Below are 17877 nucleotides of genomic sequence, written 5' to 3'. Positions count from 1 at the left end.
AGCGACGCAAGGGATCGCGTTTTTGCAGCCCCCTTTCGTTCAGTTGATCGTCTTGCAAACTCGCCGCACTTGGTATACATCCGCATACAACGCGCTTGTCGCTGACTCGCCAGACCTGTCTTAGATTCAGTGGTCAAGCTTCCCGAAACGCATATTCGTCGAGGCAGTCATGAGCTTGTACACAGACTACTTAAATGAGATCGAAACGCGCAAAGAGCAGGGTTTGCACCCGAAGCCCATCGATGATGGCGCGCTGACCCAGGAAATCATCGCGCAGATCAAAGATGCTGACAACGCGCATCGCGAAGACTCCTTGCAGTTCTTCATCTATAACACCCTGCCCGGCACCACGAGCGCTGCGGGTGAAAAAGCCAAGTTCCTGAAAGAGATCATTCTGGGCAACGTGAGCGTCCCGGAAATTTCGGTAGATTTTGCTTTTGAACTGCTGTCCCACATGAAGGGCGGTCCGTCGGTTGAAGTCCTGCTGGACATAGCATTGGGCGACAACGCAGACTTGGCGGCACAAGCCGCCGACGTTCTGAAGACGCAGGTCTTCCTTTATGATGCTGACACCGACCGCATCAAAGCGGCCTTTGAAGCAGGCAATGCAGTCGCAAAAGACCTGTTGGAAAGCTATGCCAAGGCAGAGTTTTTCACCAAGCTGCCCGAGATCGACGAAGAAATCGAAGTTGTGACCTATATCGCCGCCGAGGGGGATATTTCCACAGACCTGCTGTCTCCGGGTAACCAAGCGCACTCTCGCGCGGACCGTGAGCTGCACGGCAAATGCATGATTTCCGAAACCGCGCAGCAAGAGATTGAAGCGCTGAAGATCAAACACCCCAATGCCCGCGTGATGCTGATCGCAGAAAAGGGCACCATGGGTGTGGGCTCCTCACGGATGTCTGGCGTAAACAACGTGGCCCTGTGGACCGGCAAGCAAGCATCGCCTTATGTTCCGTTTGTGAACTTTGCCCCAATCGTTGCAGGCACCAACGGCATTTCCCCGATCTTCTTGACCACCGTAGGTGTGACCGGCGGCATCGGCATCGACCTTAAAAACTGGGTCAAGAAAGTTGATGAGGACGGCACTCCGATCCTGAACAACGATGGCAACCCGATCCTGGAACAGAAATACTCTGTTGAGACCGGCACCATCCTGAAAATCAACACCAAAGAGAAGAAGCTCTATAACGAAGCGGGCGACGAAGAGCTGGTCAGCCTGGACTCTTCTTTCACTCCTCAAAAGCTGGAGTTCATGAAGGCAGGTGGGTCCTACGCCATCGTCTTTGGCAAAAAGCTGCAGACATTTGCAGCCGAAGCACTGGGTGTTGAACTGAAATCCGCCTTTGCACCGTCCAAAGAGATCCATGTGGATGGCCAAGGTCTGACTGCGGTAGAAAAAATCTTCAACCGCAACGCGGTTGGTGTGAAATCCGACAAGCCGCTGCACGCAGGCTCTGACGTTCGTGTCAAAGTCAATATCGTTGGCTCTCAGGACACCACCGGCCTGATGACCATGCAGGAACTGGAAGCTATGGCGGCTACCGTTGTGTCCCCGATCGTGGATGGTGCCTACCAGTCCGGCTGTCACACCGCGTCGGTTTGGGACCTGAAAGCACAGGCCAACACACCCCGCCTGATGAAGTTCATGAACGACTTTGGTCTGGTTACTGGTCGCGACCCCAAAGGCGTCTATCACTCCATGACCGACGTCATCCACAAGGTTCTGAACGACATCACCGTGGACGACCGTGCGATCATCATCGGTGGCGACAGCCACACCCGGATGTCAAAAGGCGTGGCCTTTGGTGCGGATTCCGGGACCGTTGCGCTGGCACTGGCAACAGGTGAAGCCTCCATGCCAATTCCTGAATCGGTCAAGGTGACCTTCAAGGGCAAAATGGCAGACCACATGGACTTCCGTGACGTTGTGCACGCAACCCAGGCGCAGATGCTGGAGCAGCACGGCGACAACGTCTTCCAGGGCCGCGTGATCGAAGTGCACATTGGTACCCTTATGGCGGACCAAGCCTTTACCTTCACCGACTGGACTGCCGAGATGAAGGCAAAAGCCTCCGTCTGTATCTCCAATGATGAAACGCTGATCGGCTCGCTGGAGCTGGCAAAGTCCCGCATCCAGATCATGATCGACAAAGGTATGGAGCATGAAAATGGCATGCTTGCTTCCCTGATCGCCATCGCGGACAAGCGCATCGCCGAAATCAAATCTGGCGAAGTGCCAGCCCTGACCCCGGATGAGAATGCAAAGTACTTTGCCGAAGTGGTCGTGGATTTGGACCAGATCGTCGAGCCGATGATCGCGGACCCCGATGTGAACAACGTGGATGTCTCCAAGCGCTACACCCACGACACCATCCGTCCGATCTCTTTCTACAAGGCTGAGAAGAAGGTCGATCTGGGCTTTGTGGGCTCCTGCATGGTGCACAAGGGCGACATCAAGATCGTAGCCCAAATGCTGCGCAACCTCGAAAAAGCAAAGGGCTCGGTTGAGTTCAAAGCACCGCTGGTTGTCACCGCGCCGACCTACAACATCATCGACGAGCTGAAAGAAGAAGGCGACTGGGAAATTCTCCAGAAATACTCTGGCTTTGAGTTCGACGATGCAGCGCCCAAGACAACCGCACGCACCGAGTATGAGAACATCCTCTATCTTGAGCGTCCGGGCTGTAACCTGTGTATGGGGAACCAGGAAAAAGCCGCCAAAGGCGACACTGTTCTGGCAACCTCGACCCGTCTGTTCCAGGGCCGCGTTGTGGCTGACCTTCCTGAGAAGAAAGGTGAATCCCTTCTTGGCTCGACCCCGGTTGTTGTTCTTTCAGCGATCCTCGGCCGCACGCCAACCCTGGAAGAATATAAAACGGCTGTGGAGGGGATCGACCTCACCAAATTTGCACCACCTCAGCAAGTCCCGGCCGGCGCAAAGTCGCTGCACTTCTAAAACGCGGCAGACCATAGGACATGATGGCAGCGACGGGAAACCGTGGCTGCCATTTTCGTTTGACCCTCAGGTCGTGTCGCAAACAAGCGGATCATTCAGAACAGACATGCTCGGCTGCCCCGCCCCAATGGCCTCCGGTGGCCTCCGGTTTTGAACGAAAGAGAAACCCAAAGGGCACGTTCCCTTCGGGGAGGCCCGCCTCGCATCCCGCGTGATGCGCCCAAGGGGGAGAGAGGGCGCCCCCAGGAGAAGTTTACAGGGGCTTTCAGAAACCGCCTGCTGCCACAGCCTGATGCGCGGCACGTGCGATGACGCGCTCTTCATCCGTCGGAATAACAAGGATCCGAGTCGCGCCACCGCCAATATCGCGTGGATCTGCGGGCGCGCTGTCATGTATCGCCAGCCCAAGGTATTCAAGCCCCTCAACTATCCGCTCCCGGATTATTCCCGCATTCTCACCTATTCCACCGCAAAAAACCAACCCGTCCAATCCCCCAAGGACCGCGCTGAGCGCGCCAATTTCGCGGCGGGCGCGGAACACATAGTAGTCGATTGCCTGCTGCGCCTCTGGGGCCTCTGAGGCAAGCAGCGTTCGCATATCACCCGAGATCCCCGACAAGCCCAGCAGTCCGCTTTCCTTGTACAGGAGGGTCAGGACCTCATGCGGTGACATGCCTCTCTGTTCGATCAGATGCAGCACAACACCGGGGTCAATCTGCCCGCACCGCGTCCCCATAGGCAGCCCGTCAAGCGCGGAAAACCCCATTGTGGATCCAACACTTTTACCGTTTCGAACCGCACACATGGAAGCACCGTTGCCCAGATGGGCGATGATCACCCGCGCCCGGTGCAAGTCCGGAAACTCCCGTGCAATGACACCGGTGACATAGTCGTAGCTCAGACCATGAAAGCCATACCGCCGGACCCCTTCGTCATAAAGCGGACGCGGGAGTGCAAAAGCGTCATTCACCCAAGGATGGCCGCGATGAAAGGCCGTATCAAAACACGCCACCTGAATGGCTTCGGGAAAACGGTCGTGAGCGGCTGTGACACCGGCCAGATTATGCGGCTGGTGCAAGGGAGCCAGCGGGTTTAGCGCCGCAAGAGCCTCTTGGATCCGGGGCGTAAGAACAACAGGTGCGGCGAAATCTGGACCGCCATGCACCACCCGGTGGCCAACGCCCGTGATGCGCAGCCCCCGCATATGCGGTTCCAGCGCCTTTATGACGTGGTCCAGCGCCTCATGCTGGGTGTGGGCTTCGATCTCACGCGATGTCCGGGTCCCGTCTGCGGTCAGGATCAACCGGGCCGCGCGCCCTATTCCGTCAACCTGGCCACGAACCAGCAGATCAGGTTCCGCGCGGTCCTCATACAGCCCGAACTTGAGCGACGAGGAACCGGCATTGAGCGTGAGAAGCCCGCTCATGCGCGGCGGGCCACGCTATACAAGGAAGCAATGGCAGCCGATGCTGTGCGTGTGCTGTCGTCATCCGCCCGGCTGGTCAGGATGATCGGAACCTGGGCGCCAAGGACAATGCCTGCGGCCTCGGCACCAGCCAGATACATCAGCTGCTTGGCAATCATATTGGCAGCTTCCAGATCGGGGGCCACCAATATGTCAGCCTGCCCGGCCACCGGAGAGACGATGCTTTTGGTCGCCACTGCGCGCATTGAAATCGCATTGTCAAAGGCCAGTGGACCGTCGAGAATCCCACCGGTGATCTGGCCCCTGTCGGCCATCTTACACAAAGCGCCCGCATCAACGGTGGATTGCAGCCGCGGCGTAATCGTCTCAACCGCAGACAGAAGCGCAACCTTAGGCGTGTCGATGCCAATCGCATTGGCCAGATCAATTGCGTTTTGAATAATATCGGCCTTGGTCGCCAGATCCGGCGCGATGTTGATCGCAGCGTCGGTAATGATCAGAGGCTTCGGGTAGGTCGGGACATCCATCACATAAACATGGCTCATGCGGCGCTCGGTGCGCAGCCCACCGGACTTGGCCACAACCGCGGACATGACCTCATCCGTGTGCAGCGCGCCTTTCATAAGCGAGCGGGCTCTGCCCTCGTGAACCAAAGCAACCGCCATTTCCGCCGAAGCATGGCTGTGCGGAGTATCGACGATTGCCACCCCTTTGATATCAAGCTCGTGTTCCAAGGCCACCGCAGAGATGCGCTCCCTGGGTCCGACCAGAACAGGGTCGATCAGGTCCAGATCGCGCGCATGAATGGCGCCCGCAAGCGAGGCCTGATCACAGGGGTGTACCACGGCAACTGACAGCGGTTTCTGTGATCTGGCTCGGGCCAGCAAATCGCCATGCACAGCCCCATGCCGGTGCAGGACCAGATCGGGCATCGCAACCCGTGGCCTGCGAATTTTGCGATCCGGCGCGATTACGCGGGCTTGCCCGACGATCACCGCTTTCCCACCGCCATTGGTACAGGTGCAGTCCAACGTCAGACGCTTCTTTTCGGGATGTTTCTCGACAACAGTGACCCGCACTGTAACCGTATCGCCAACACCAACCGGTTTCAGAAACTTCAGCGACTGTTCAAGATAGATCGTCCCCGGGCCGGGAAGCTGGGTGCCAAGCACGTTTGAAATCAGCGCGCCGCCCCACATGCCATGCGCAATCACCTTGTGAAAGATGTCACCTTCCGCAAATTCGCTATCCACATGGGCCGGGTTCACATCTCCGGAAACAACCGCAAACGCGTCGATATCCTGCGCCGTCAAAGTCCGAACCAGCTCCGCAAAATCCCCCACTGCGATTTCGTCAAATGGGCGGTTTTCGATAAATTCCAGGGCCTCAGACGACATGATGCCCCCCATCAATATAAGCAGTGTTCCCACTGACCGACCCCGCCAGGTCCGTTACAAGGAAAGCAGCCATAGCCCCGACCTCTTCGATGGTGGTGAGGCGATGTAAAGGGGCGCGCGCCTTTGCGTCTTCGATCAGCGTATCAAAGTGGTCGATGCCCGACGCCGCGCGTGTCTGCAACGGGCCAGGAGACAAGGCATTCACCCGGATGTTTTTGGGGCCCAATTCAACAGACAGGTACCGCGTTGTTGCTTCCAGGGCTGCTTTGACCGGCCCCATGATATTGTAGTGATCCACGACCTTTTCAGCACCATGGTAAGATACCGTCAGGATCGAGCCCCCGTCTTGCATCAGCGGTTCAGCGCGCTTTGCCAACCGGATGAGCGAGTGGACAGACACATCCATGGCCAGGGCAAAGCCTTCCTGCGAACAGTCGACAACGCGCCCATGCAGATCATCACGCGGACAATAGGCGATGGAGTGCAACAGAAAATCCAGTTTACCCCAGCGCTCCTGGATCTGGGCGAACACCGCATCCAACTGCGCTTCATCCATCACGTCGAGCGGCAGAAACAGGTCCGCGTCAACGGCGCTTGCAACCGGTTCCACAAAGGCCTTTGCCCTGTCACTCTGGTAAGTGACGCAGAGATCTGCGCCAGACGTCCGAAAGGCCGAAGCACATCCTGCCGCAATTGAATGTGCATTGGCGATCCCTACGATCAAACCCTTTTTGCCTTTGAGCAGTTCGTTTCCTGGCAGCATTGGCTACTCCATCATCACATATGTGCCCGGCGCAGCGGCCAGTGGCTTTGTCATTGTTGGCGGTTGGGTGCGCGGACCTGAAATTTTCTCAAGCCATGTCGTCCATGCAGGCCACCAGCTGCCCTCTTCCAGCGAAGCGGCATCCATCCAGTCCTCTGCGGTCAGCGCCTTGTCCGAAACCCGTGTCGTATGGATCCGATAGTGGCGCCGTTTGTGCCCCGGTTCAGAAATCACCCCAGCATTATGCCCGCCATTGGTCAGCGCAAAGGTCACATCAGCATGGCCCGAGTTGTGGATTTTGAACACGGATTTCCAAGGCGCAATGTGGTCCGTTTCAGTCCCCACGCCAAAGACCGGGATGCGGATGTCGCGAAGTGAAACCGGGTGGCCATCAACCTCGTAGCGCCCTGCCGCCAGATCATTGTTCAGGAACATGTGACGGAGGTATTCGGCATGCATTCGCGCCGGCATCCGGGTGCTGTCCATATTCCAGGCCATCAGATCATTGACCGGCACGTCCTCTTCGCCAAGCAGATATTTGCGTATCATCTGCGACCAGATCAGATCGTTGGAGCGCATCATCTGAAACGCGCTCATCATCTGATTTCCGGCAAGGTAGCCCTGCGACTGCATGATATCTTCAAGAAAGGAAACCTGGCTTTCGCTGATGAACAGCCCAAGCTCGCCTGGCTCGCTGAAATCGGTCTGCGCCGCAAGCAAAGTCATGCTGGCCAGCCTGTCATCTCCATCCCGCGCCAACGCGGCCGCAGCAATCGACAAGAGCGTGCCGCCCAAACAATATCCTGCCGTGTGGATCTTGGCCGCTCCCGTTACAGCGGTGATATGATCAAGGGCCGCACGAGGGCCTTGATCAAGATACTCCGCCATCCCCAGTGCCGCATCATCCTCTCCCGGATTGCGCCAGGAAATCATAAACACGGTAAACCCTTGATCCGTAAGAAAACGCACCAGAGAGTTGTGCGGGCTGAGGTCAAGAATGTAATACTTCATGATCCAGGCCGGAACGATCAGGATCGGCTCAGGATGGACCGTATCGGTCGTCGGGGCATATTGGATCAGCTCGATCAGGTGATTTCGAAAGACAACTTCGCCATGCGTCACGGCCACTGTTGTTCCGACCTGAGCATTGCCACCGGCGTGATCCGCGTGGCGCGCGCCTTTCAGGTCCTGCAACATGCGGGCCATGCCGTGCTGTAAATTGGCGCCACCCGTCTCTATCGTGCGCTCGATCACCTCTGGGTTGGTGGCAAGGAAATTAGATGGCGCTGCTGCATCCAGCATCTGACGCATCAAAAATGTCATTGCCCGATCATGTGCAGGATCCAAACCCGGCACATCTGTTGTGGCCTGGTCAAAAAAGTCCTCTGCCAGCAGAAATCCCTGAGACAGCGCCGCAAAATAAGGCCTTGACCAGCCTTCAGCCTGAAAGCGGCGATCAGTCCGCTGCGGCGTGATTGGGCGAAGGTTGGGATCATCGGGGCACCCTTGCGCCACATAGCCAAACCAGCTGATCCAATGATTGGCGGCAGTCTGAGCAAGCTCCATCTGCTTATCCGGAGCCATCGCCAAATGGGCCTGCCAGTCCGCGTAGATAGAAAACAGCGACGCAGGTGAACTGCCTTGGGTCAGCGCCGCCAGGGCTTGGCGCATGGGCCGATTGTTTCGTTGATCCTTGGTCACCGAGTGCACATCTGTCGCTTGCGCAGCGGAATGGTCTTTCATCGGCACTACCTCAACTTGTCTTTGTGTCTGGACTATAGTCCGAAGACGTAAAAGTTAAACGACAAATGCTGCACGGCAGAAAAATGCTAAACATATATTTTTGCTTGATAATTACCGGCCCAAAATTCAAAAGAAACAAACCTGCCGCCCGACCGGTTCAGCTGCGTTCACGCTGATTTAAAAAAGTCTGAGAACAACTTTAAAGCGTTAAGAAGACACACCAATTCAAACAAAGGAACCTCCCCCTAAGTCGTGCTACATAGCGAAGTACAACTGGACAGAACATCCTCAAGGCCTTTGCACGCCCCCTGCTGACACTTGCCAAAAGCTATCCCCTCGTGCCATCACGGCCCTGATCAAGACGGTGAACAAATAGGACGCACTGGACTATTTTTTGACCACAAACAACCAAAGGCGGGCCGTGAAGACAATAATTTCAGTGACGTAACTGAAAGCGATGTCTGATGCTGGCGACATGTAACTCTTGAAGGTGACTTGACGTGCCTGATCCAAATGTTAGGGCCTGCGAGCAAGAATATCCAGTTTACGTCCAAACCCAATCCCGGGCGCAGGACCACAGAGAAGTTAACGATCGCCATGTTCACCCGACTTTTGCGCAGCACTGATATGATGCTTTGGCGGCGCTCCCCAAACCCTCCCGGTGAAACAGCCGTAAAACTGGGTGACCAGAACTTGACAACATGTCGTCTATGCCCCCTTTCAAAGAAAAGGCTTTTTTCATGACCTCCAATCAGATCACCCTTCGCGAATTCCTGCTTGCCGAGCGCAGCCATCACAAGCTGGATAAGGATCTGATCTTCCTGCTGGAAGACATTGCAACCTCTTGTCGTATCATCTCACATCAGATCCGCGGCGGGGCGTTCGCCGGCAAGTTGGGGGCCACCCAATCGACCAATGTTCAGGGTGAAACACAAAAGCAACTCGACGTGATCGCCAACGACGTGTTTGTGCGGCATTGTTCAAATTGTGGACGCGTCGCCGCGCTGGTGTCAGAAGAAGTGGATGAGGTTTACTGGCTGAAAGAAAAGCCAGAAGCCGGTGATTATCTGGTCTATTTCGACCCGCTTGACGGCTCCTCAAACCTTGATGTGAACCTGTCGGTCGGATCCATCTTCTCGATTTCGCAGCTGCCCACTGCAATCGATGCAACTGACGACCGCTCAGTGCTGCGCGCAGGTGCCGAACAGATCTGCGCGGGGTATTCGGTCTATGGCCCTTCCACATCTCTCGTGATCACAACTGGCAATGGCGTGAACGGATTTACCCATCAGCAAGGCACCGGAGAGTTCCGGTTGACCTACCCCGATATGGTCATCCCTGAGACAACAGCCGAATTTGCCATTAACGCCTCTCGTTATGCGTTGTGGGATCAACCGGTAAGACGCTATTTTGACGAATGCATCCAAGGGAAATCGGGCCCTCGTGCAAAGACTTTCAACATGCGCTGGACCGCTTCCATGGTTGCCGAAGTGCATCGCATCCTGATGCGCGGTGGCGTATTTCTCTACCCGCGCGACGCGGGCAACATCGCGGACGGCGGTAAATTACGCCTGATGTATGAGGCAAACCCGATGGCATTTGTTGTCGAACAGGCTGGCGGTGCAGCGTCCACCGGAACACAGCGCATTCTTGATGTTCAACCCATGTCACACCATCAGCGTGTTTCCGTGATCCTCGGTTCCAAAGAGGAAGTCACCGTTCTCAATCGCTATCACGAAGAGTCGTGATCAGCACGCCCCGCGCCAATATAAGTTTTTGGAACGCCTCTGGCGCGGGGCGCTGAAATGCTAAGCTCACGAAGGCCAACTACGGGCTTGGGAGCTTAGCATAATTCACTGTTACGGTCAGAAATCTGTCCATTTTCCTTGTCCGCCACCGCCCTGGGATGCGGCAACAGCTTGTGGCGCGGAAGAGAACTCTTCGACCTCCCAATCACCTGCATCTGATGACGTTGCGCCGGCACCAGAAGACGACTGAGACAGGCCGCCGTTTGAGCCAGAGACTTTGAAGCGCCCAACAATGTCAGCCAGTTTTCCTGCATCGGAATTGAGCATGTGACCAGCTGCAGTTGATTCCTCGACCATTGCTGCGTTTTGCTGAGTGACCTGATCCAATTGCATAACGCCTGTGTTGATTTCATTCAGGCCAATGGATTGTTCGGCTGCCCCTTCGGCAATACCCGACACCAACTGCGAGATTTGTGTGATTTGCTGAACGACATTCTGCAACGCACCACCCGCTTTGCCGACCAGGTCAACACCGCGTTCGACTTGTTGCGAACTTTCGCTGATCAATGTCTTGATCTCGGTTGCTGAATCTGCGGAGCGCTGCGCCAAGGCCCGAACCTCGCTTGCCACCACAGCAAAGCCGCGACCTGCTTCACCAGCGCGGGCCGCTTCAACCCCCGCGTTCAGGGCAAGCAGATTGGTCTGGAACGCAATGTCATCAATGACCGAAATGATCTGGCTGATGTGGTTGGAAGATTGCTCGATCTCAGTCATAGCCGTCACGGCGTTTTGGACCACGGCGCGGTTTTTCTCCGCTTCATCACGGGCACTGGTCATCGTCTTCTCAACGTCGCGCGCACGACTTGCGGCGGATTTCACCGAAGCAGTCAGTTCATCCAGCGCAGCGGCGGTTTCTTCCAACGTTGCTGCCTGGCTCTCGGTCCGATGAGATAGATCGTCAGAAGACTGGCTAATTTCCGTTGCACCATTGCGGATGCTTTGTGTGCTGGCGACAACCTGTGACATCGTATCATTGAGGGTATCTACAGTCTTATTGAAGTCCCGACGCAACTGTTCGTAATGCTCGGGAAAGGACTGGTTCAGTTTAGAGGTGAGGTCTCCGCTGGCGAGTTGGTTCAAGCCGCTGGCAAGGGACTGCACCACGGTTTTGTGGTTTTCTTCTTCCACGATACGCGCTTCTTCAAGCCGTTCTTTTTCGACCAGGCCATGACGCAATGTGTCCAGCGAAATAGCGACCACACCGATTTCATCCTTGCTCTGCGGCAAGTCAATGTCGTCCTTGACACGCCCTTCGGACAAGGCATTGACAGCATTCAGCAATTTCGAAAGCGGCTTTTGAACCAACGACCGGGTTGCAAAGAAAGTGGTGACGAGAACCAAAGCCAGCAACAGGCTGGTGGAGATGACCCCTTGTTTGACGCTTTCGCGAACCGGATCAGTAAAGACGTGACGCGGCACATCCAAAACCACTACCCATGTCTTGTTCATGCCGCTGGCCGAAAACGGCTGGAACAGCCGGGTTACGCCATTTTCCAGACCAGACACCACCTGTGTCTCGCCAGTTTCCAAGGCAGCATTATAAGCCTCGACGCCCGGACCGTCATAGGGCTGTGTGATCTTTTCCTTGTCATGATGTGCAAGCCATTTTCCGCTTTGTCCCAGCAGCATGACCCGCCCGCCATCAAAAACCGAAAGGCTGGTCACCAAGTTGGTCAGGTCGTCAAGCACAACGTCAGTCCCGGCAAGTGCCACAACTTCTCCGTCGACGATTACAGGCACCGACACGGACGTCAGCAATCTGTTCTCTGCCGAAAGGTAAGGTTCAGTGATCAGCCCATTACGTGTTTCGACCGGCACCCTGAACCATTCCAAATCAGTGTCGGGATCAAAATCGAAGGTTTCAAAACTCAAATCACCTGTGTCGGTTCGCGTCCAATATGGCGTGAACGTACCAGTTTTGTTGCGTCCTTCGGTGCCCTGAATTTGCGTGTCCGCAAGTCCCCCGGGAACAGCGGCCGCCCAAGTGAAAAAGCCAGCGCCAAACTGTTCCGCGACCCCCTTCAGCAACTCGATAACGTCCTGTGTTTTAACGTCACCCTCTTTGAGCAGACCGCCAACAGACCCACTCAGCGAGATCGCGGTTGTTGTTGCTTGCGTAAGTTCAGTCGTCAAATTTTGCGCCACCTGAGAGGCCGCATTCGTGGCTTTCTCCAGCGCTTGATGGTGGGCCTCTTTCGACACCCGTTGCACAGTGAAAAGTGTAAAGCAAATCCCTAGCACAGCAATAGCGAGGGTTATAGTTATCAGGAGTTTACCTGAAATCGAGCGAAGTTTAAGTGGCATGTCCAAGCGTTCCCAAAAGTTGCCCACACTGCTATTTACTGGCACAAACGCATGAATCAGGTGTTACCGCCGACCTGCCCTCCCCAAGAAAGCTACTAAGTGCCGACCATAAAAGACTAAATTTTCTATTCAATAATCCACTTGTGACTAATCAGGCCAACTCACGACGCGATTCTATGGTCGTTTTTCCTCAAAGAGTCCTCCCCTGACTGCATCGGCCATGCGCTATATTTAGAAATACGGAGGAAACACCTTGCCAACAAGCGCCCGTAGCCCGAGGAAATTGTAACGGAGTTACGGCAATTTGATATTCTTACCGGGCAGGAACACCGTGTCTGGACGCGATCAGAAAGTTTGGTTTGATCGTCTGATGACCAGAAGTAGTCTACAAAGCAATCCATGAGAGGGGTTTTCCTCGTTTGAAGTGCCCCCCCCCGAACTTCGGAAACTGACGTAAGCTACGATTTGTTGTCTGCTGATCTTCGACGAAAAGGCGAGTGAGGCATGAGTGCCGCCATCGGTCCGAGGCCCATGGAGAACGATGTCGAAACGAAAGAACCACAGCCCTGAATTCGAGGCCAAAGCCGCGCTTGAAGCCTTTAAGGGTGACCGGAAACTGGCTGACCTTGCCAGCCAATGTCCTGTCACCCCACCATGATCCACAGCTGGAAGCGGGGGTTTCTTGAAGACGCATCTGGCGCGTTCGAGCACGGCGGCAAGAAAGCTCTTGAGATTGACGAAGAGCAGGTCAATGAGCTGCATGCCAAGCTTGGGGCATACACGATAGCTCCGTTTCCGCAGTCCAAGCGCCAGGTTCAGGGCCAGAAACGGTTCGACATTGCCGCGCGTCCCATAGGTCGGCATCAAGACTTAGTGTGGGGAAGACATCTATTTTCCCAATCGCTCAAGTTCGCGCACAAGATGCGCCTGCTCTTCAATCGAGGGATTGCAGTCCAGTGCCGCGGAGAGTGCCCGAATTGCATCGCCCACACGTCCCGCTTTCTCGGACAACCCAGCATATACCGTGTGATAGGGAAGATAAGAGCACAATGGCTCAGTTAAACTCTGTAAGTCGTCCAGCGCGGTCTCTGGTCCCTGGCATTGCGCGGCTGCCACTATTCGATTGAGCCGGACCACAGGGGTCGGTTCCATCGCTTCCAGAATGAGATAGAGACGGTGAATTTCTTCCCAATCGGTGTGTTCGGTTTCTTTCGACGCATTGTGCACGGCGGCGATCGCCGCTTGCAATTGATAGGGGCCAGGCCGAGAAGCGCGCAGTGCATTCTCCAGATAGAGTTTTGCCTGAGAGATCATGCCCTGATCCCATAGAGCACGGTCTTGATTGTCCAAACTGACAAGGGCTCCTGCGGCGTCCACGCGCGCGGCCAGCCGCGCAGATTGTCCGAGCATCAGGGACAGTAGACCCAGGCTTTCCGGCTCCGCCGGATACAGCGTGACCAGCAACCGCGCCAGCCGGATCGCCTCGCGTACCAAAACGGGCTGGACGTGCGGCTCGTCATGGCTGGCGCTGTAACCTTTGCTATACATGAGATAAAGCGCACGGCGGATTTGGGACAAACTCTCGGCGCGCTCTTTGGGTGCGATCAAGTCCGCACCGTCACGCAAACAGTCCTGTGCCCGCGCCCGCGCCCGCGAAATGCGCCGCTGGATCGTGTCAGCCGATGTCACATGTGCTCGTGCCATGTCGTTCACACTAAGCCCTAGCACGTAGCGCAAACACAGCAAAATCTGATCGCCGGATTTTAAACTAGGATGGCAGCACAGCACCAAAAGCTGCAAAACCTCGTCCTGAAACTGGCGTCTCTCTAGTTGGTCTTCCGCAGACTGGATGTTGTTATCTGCGACTTCCAGATCCGGTTCGATCTGGCTTTCGGGACGCCGCGCGCGCTGGCGCAGCGTATCGCGCACCGCATTTCGGGCGACGTGGATCAACCACGCAGTTGGGTCGCGTGGCAGACCGTTGTCTGGCCAGAACTTTGCTGCACGCAAAGCCGCTGCCTGAAATCCGTCTTCGGCCAAATCAAGGTCACGACACCAACCCAAGAGGGCGGCGACAGCCCGTGGGCGCGCTGCTGCCAAGTGCGCAGATATCGTGGCACGTTCAGGCATCTCCCGCCAGCGGGCCACCAGCCCAAGCCGCCGCACGCACTTCGGTGGTCATGATCCCTTGCGGTAAGTCTTGGGCGGCGGCCTGTGCATAGGTAATGTCGTCGCATTCGATAAGATAAAAACCCAGGAACTGTTCTTTGGATTCCGCGAATGGGCCATCGAACAGCTCGGCACCTTTGCCCTCATCTCGCAGATGTGTGGCTGTGGAGGGTGGCATGAGTTGAACCGCACCGCGATATGTGCCATCGGCGGTGAGACGCGCCTGCAAGTCCCGGTGTTTTTGCAACAGGGCATCATGCGCCTCAGGAGATAGGCTTTCTGCAACACCTTCGGTGCCAAAAAGCAGCAGAGAATAGAGCATCAATTCGTTCCTATTCTTGAGAAAATCACGTTTTGGTTCTGGCATCAAAGACCCGATGAACCGCCGTAAGAATAATCCAATACATTACAAACTGGACCATGAGGTAAATCGTTTCAATTGCCACAAAGGTGCTTCGGGGAAGAAACCCGCATTTCGCAGCATCGCCGATCACATGGCTTGACCACAGGAACACAAAAGCGATTGCGCAGAACGACGCCGCGCTTTTTCCAGGCGCATGGCCATCAATCCATCTCTGGAACAAGTAGCCCAGCACCACTCCTTGGGTGATGACGGCGAGAAATCCAAGCGCGATATCCGGTGGCTCGGGGGTGGGCCAATTGAGAGAGGTATAGAGCGGCTCAAAGGCCAGTACGTGCCAGATAAGCGCAAACCCCAATGTTGCTACCAGATAGAGCGCCGCATCGATGATCGCGAAGGTCCGAGGAGCGAAAGCCATGTCAAAGGTTTCCTTTTTCTATCTCGTTCTGACGTAAGACGCCTCAGCAGACCCGTTTCGGACAATCTTGAAAAAAATCCCATGGCCCTGTCCGGTTACATCTTGGCCGATCGTCCTTGTTCCAGTCACCGCGACTTGCGGTGTCGAAATGACAAGGAGCAAGACATGAACCCGATGGAGACACATGGCGCGGTCAGCTGGATCGAACATTCCGGACCAAGCAGTGCCGAAGCGCGCAGTTTTTACGAGGCCGTACTTGGCTGGACGGTGGTCGAAAACGACATGCCCGGCGGAACGTACTCCGCCATCGTTCTGGGCGAAAAACCCATTGGCGGGTTCTCTCCGATGCCCGGCACCGAGGGCTGGAAGATTTTCATCACAGTCGACGACGTGGATGCGCGGCTGGAAAAAGCTAAGGCAAGCGGCGCAAAAATCGCGTCAGAGCCGATGACGGTTCCCGGAGTGGGACGGATGGCGACACTCACCGATCCGTTCGGCGCCAATCTTTGCCTGATCGACTATTCCAAAGCCTGAACCTGTGGAGGTCGGCGAGAACCGGCCTCCTAGTCCCTGGCGGAAGCCTGTGACAGCTTTGCGCGATGCTGGCTGTTCGGGCCTTTGCTTGGTCTGATCTAACGCATGCCAAAAAGCTTGAGAAAGGAAAACATCTCAATGCTCGAAACGCTTCCACTCTACCCGTTCAACAGCCAGCTCCTGAAGGTTCAAGGGCACAACATTCATGTCGTCACACTGGGAGACCCGTCCGGTCGTCCGATGCTTTTCTTGCACGGCAACCCAACCAGTTCTTACGTTTGGCGGGATGTGATGCCGCGTGTTCACACTGAGACTGGACGGTATTGCGTGGCGCTTGATCTTTTGGGGTTCGGGAAGTCCGACAAGCCGATGGATGTCACCTATTCACTGGACCTGCACGCCAAGATTATTGCCGATGTCATCAATCAACTCGGGCTAAGGGAGATCACTCTGGTTGCCGAGGATTGGGGCGGCCCACTGGGGATGCTGAATGCAGTGCGCCAGCCAGCGCTGTTTTCCGACGCCATTCTGATGGAAACCTTCCTGTGGAGTTTTAACTATCAAGAAGACTTCGAGCCAAAATTTCGGACACCCTTCAAACTGATGCGAGGCCCCGCAGGATACGTTTTTGTGCAGGTCATGAACCTCATGACAAAGAAGCTCATCCCAGAACACTGCCCGATCACCGATGATGGATTGCAGTACTATCTCGATAGTTTGCCCACGATCCGGTCGCGCCGGTCTATCCGCGCATTCGTGAACCTGAATCCACTTGAGGGTCGTCCGCAGGCATCATACGACGCTATCCGCGAAATTCAGGCTGGAATGGAGCACCAATCGATGCCCATTCACTGGTTAATGCCTTCGCCTGGGGTAATTGTGTCCGAAGACCATCCCCCCTCACAAAAGAAGTTTGCGAAGTTTTGCGATAAGTACCCGCAAATTGAAACACACGATTTCGGGACAGGCCATCATTTTCTGTCTGAGGAAAACCCATTTCGCGTCGCACAGTTGATCTGCCAGATTGCCGAAGCACAGCGTTGCAGATAGTCAAATGTACCCTTCAGTCAGTTTTACGCCCAGAATTCGACGTCGGATTTGAGGAGAATGACAGCCTGACGGTTGTGGAAGTTCAGATTAACCCTATGCTTGGCTGTGGACGCCTGCCACCCGCTGACATTTTTCGTGGTGAACTTCTACGATGATTTTCTCTATCTACCTCCTTCCGCAAATCGCGCGGATGGAAATGCGGGTCCCATATCATCTTGCGCGATTTGGATCGAGAGATACGGGATGTGTCTGTTACCCATTCCAACACCTTCACCGATGGTTCGCTTGGCACCACCTATCTGAAAACGGCGCTGCCGATCATATTCGTCATGGGCATGAACGGACTGCTGTCTGTTGCTGACGCCCTGTTTCTGGGAATCTTTGTCGGACCGAACGCGCTGGCCGCGGTCACGTTGATGTCTCCGATCTATATGCTGATCGTCGCGTTCCCGACACTTGTTTCGGGCGGCATGTCGAGCTCGCTCGCCGGAAAGCTCGGCGCCGCTGACCACTGCGGTGCCAGTGCAGTTTTCGCAGACGCGCACGGATTGGCACTTTGTCTCGTTGGTATCCCGGTCGTTTTGTTTATTGTCTTCGGTAAATCCGCGTCGGTGCTTGCCGCAGGGGACACGGAAACGCTAGCCGAGATGGGACTGGTCTACCTCAGGATCACCGTGTTTTTCTCGCCGCTTCTCTTTGTGCTTTCTGTTAACTCGGACGCCTTGAGAAACGAAGGCAGGGTCGACTTCATGGCCGCCATGAGCCTGTTGGTCTCTCTTACGAAAATTGACTTCAACTACGTTCTGATCGCAGTCTTGGGGCTGGGCGTCGCTGGATGGACTTGCCACTAAATTGTTCCGTTCGCTTGACTGGTATTTTGCGGAAAAGGAGACCGAAAATGGCAAATGGACACATTCGGCGCTCGGATACCTACCCCCATCG

At 55.6% G+C, this 17877-nt stretch carries 13 protein-coding genes; 5 read left to right on the top strand and 8 right to left on the bottom strand.

Features of this window, described 5'->3' with window-relative positions:
• The first annotated feature begins 169 nt into the window (after positions 1–169).
• Positions 170–2962 carry a bifunctional aconitate hydratase 2/2-methylisocitrate dehydratase gene (locus tag ACXAEW_RS11920; RefSeq protein WP_474941517.1) on the top strand — a complete coding sequence of 931 codons (2793 nt, stop codon included), beginning with the start codon at positions 170–172 and terminating at the stop codon, positions 2960–2962.
• A 265-nt stretch (positions 2963–3227) separates the two neighbouring features.
• On the opposite strand, the gene ACXAEW_RS11915 is transcribed toward ACXAEW_RS11920, so the two are convergent.
• Genes ACXAEW_RS11915 through ACXAEW_RS11900 form a run of 4 tightly spaced genes read right to left on the bottom strand, consistent with a single transcriptional unit; the run spans position 3228 to position 8291 of the window.
• Positions 3228–4388, bottom strand: coding sequence for an acetate/propionate family kinase (locus ACXAEW_RS11915; RefSeq protein WP_474941516.1), 1161 nt, complete (start codon positions 4386–4388; stop codon positions 3228–3230).
• Positions 4385–5785: a bifunctional enoyl-CoA hydratase/phosphate acetyltransferase gene (locus tag ACXAEW_RS11910; protein WP_474941515.1), complete on the bottom strand. Its 1401-nt coding sequence runs from the start codon at positions 5783–5785 to the stop codon at positions 4385–4387. Before ACXAEW_RS11910 ends, ACXAEW_RS11915 begins: the two co-directional genes overlap by 4 nt.
• Positions 5775–6530 carry an enoyl-ACP reductase FabI gene (fabI, locus tag ACXAEW_RS11905; protein ID WP_474943031.1) on the bottom strand — a complete coding sequence of 252 codons (756 nt, stop codon included), beginning with the start codon at positions 6528–6530 and terminating at the stop codon, positions 5775–5777. The genes ACXAEW_RS11910 and fabI overlap by 11 nt, the downstream gene beginning before the upstream one ends.
• 21 nt (positions 6531–6551) lie before the next feature.
• Positions 6552–8291, bottom strand: coding sequence for a PHA/PHB synthase family protein (locus ACXAEW_RS11900; protein ID WP_474941514.1), 1740 nt, complete (start codon positions 8289–8291; stop codon positions 6552–6554).
• A 740-nt stretch (positions 8292–9031) separates the two neighbouring features.
• On the opposite strand from ACXAEW_RS11900, the gene ACXAEW_RS11895 reads away from it, so the two are divergent.
• Complete coding sequence (locus ACXAEW_RS11895; protein WP_474941513.1) at positions 9032–10039, top strand: class 1 fructose-bisphosphatase; 1008 nt, start codon at positions 9032–9034, stop codon at positions 10037–10039.
• A 117-nt stretch (positions 10040–10156) separates the two neighbouring features.
• On the opposite strand, the gene ACXAEW_RS11890 is transcribed toward ACXAEW_RS11895, so the two are convergent.
• The 4 genes from ACXAEW_RS11890 to ACXAEW_RS11875 form a co-directional block, all read right to left on the bottom strand.
• Entirely contained in the window at positions 10157–12403 is a 2247-nt protein-coding gene (locus ACXAEW_RS11890) for a methyl-accepting chemotaxis protein (RefSeq protein ID WP_474941512.1), read from the bottom strand.
• Between the two features lie 888 nt (positions 12404–13291).
• Complete coding sequence (locus ACXAEW_RS11885) at positions 13292–14503, bottom strand: RNA polymerase sigma factor (protein ID WP_474941511.1); 1212 nt, start codon at positions 14501–14503, stop codon at positions 13292–13294.
• A gap of 22 nt (positions 14504–14525) precedes the next feature.
• On the bottom strand, positions 14526–14894 hold the full coding sequence (locus tag ACXAEW_RS11880) for a YciI family protein (protein ID WP_474941510.1): 369 nt from the start codon (positions 14892–14894) through the stop codon (positions 14526–14528).
• Positions 14895–14919: 25 nt separating this feature from the next.
• Complete coding sequence (locus ACXAEW_RS11875) at positions 14920–15351, bottom strand: hypothetical protein (RefSeq protein WP_474941509.1); 432 nt, start codon at positions 15349–15351, stop codon at positions 14920–14922.
• Between the two features lie 165 nt (positions 15352–15516).
• Between ACXAEW_RS11875 and ACXAEW_RS11870 the strand changes: the two genes are divergently transcribed.
• From ACXAEW_RS11870 to ACXAEW_RS11860, 3 genes are all read left to right on the top strand, one after another.
• Positions 15517–15885, top strand: coding sequence for a VOC family protein (locus tag ACXAEW_RS11870; RefSeq protein WP_474941508.1), 369 nt, complete (start codon positions 15517–15519; stop codon positions 15883–15885).
• 138 nt (positions 15886–16023) lie between these two features.
• Entirely contained in the window at positions 16024–16935 is a 912-nt protein-coding gene (locus ACXAEW_RS11865) for an alpha/beta fold hydrolase (protein WP_474941507.1), read from the top strand.
• A gap of 245 nt (positions 16936–17180) precedes the next feature.
• The gene (locus tag ACXAEW_RS11860; RefSeq protein WP_474941506.1) at positions 17181–17786 is read left to right on the top strand and encodes an MATE family efflux transporter; all 606 of its coding nucleotides are present in this window, start codon (positions 17181–17183) and stop codon (positions 17784–17786) included.
• Positions 17787–17877: the final 91 nt, after the last annotated feature.

The sequence above is a fragment of the Epibacterium sp. ABZ3_068 genome (assembly GCF_056159265.1).
This window is presented reverse-complemented; position numbering and strand designations above follow the sequence as displayed.

What these genes read in the sequence shown, in the direction of transcription:
- ACXAEW_RS11910 (WP_474941515.1), bottom strand. Translation starts at nt 5,785, where the DNA reads ATGTCGTCTGAGGCCCTGGAATTTATCGAAAACCGCCCATTTGACGAA.
- ACXAEW_RS11900 (WP_474941514.1), bottom strand. Translation starts at nt 8,291, where the DNA reads ATGAAAGACCATTCCGCTGCGCAAGCGACAGATGTGCACTCGGTGACC.
- ACXAEW_RS11880 (WP_474941510.1), bottom strand. Translation starts at nt 14,894, where the DNA reads ATGCTCTATTCTCTGCTGCTTTTTGGCACCGAAGGTGTTGCAGAAAGC.
- ACXAEW_RS11915 (WP_474941516.1), bottom strand. Translation starts at nt 4,388, where the DNA reads ATGAGCGGGCTTCTCACGCTCAATGCCGGTTCCTCGTCGCTCAAGTTC.
- ACXAEW_RS11890 (WP_474941512.1), bottom strand. Translation starts at nt 12,403, where the DNA reads ATGCCACTTAAACTTCGCTCGATTTCAGGTAAACTCCTGATAACTATA.
- ACXAEW_RS11920 (WP_474941517.1), top strand. Translation starts at nt 170, where the DNA reads ATGAGCTTGTACACAGACTACTTAAATGAGATCGAAACGCGCAAAGAG.
- ACXAEW_RS11895 (WP_474941513.1), top strand. Translation starts at nt 9,032, where the DNA reads ATGACCTCCAATCAGATCACCCTTCGCGAATTCCTGCTTGCCGAGCGC.
- ACXAEW_RS11875 (WP_474941509.1), bottom strand. Translation starts at nt 15,351, where the DNA reads ATGGCTTTCGCTCCTCGGACCTTCGCGATCATCGATGCGGCGCTCTAT.
- ACXAEW_RS11870 (WP_474941508.1), top strand. Translation starts at nt 15,517, where the DNA reads ATGAACCCGATGGAGACACATGGCGCGGTCAGCTGGATCGAACATTCC.
- ACXAEW_RS11865 (WP_474941507.1), top strand. Translation starts at nt 16,024, where the DNA reads ATGCTCGAAACGCTTCCACTCTACCCGTTCAACAGCCAGCTCCTGAAG.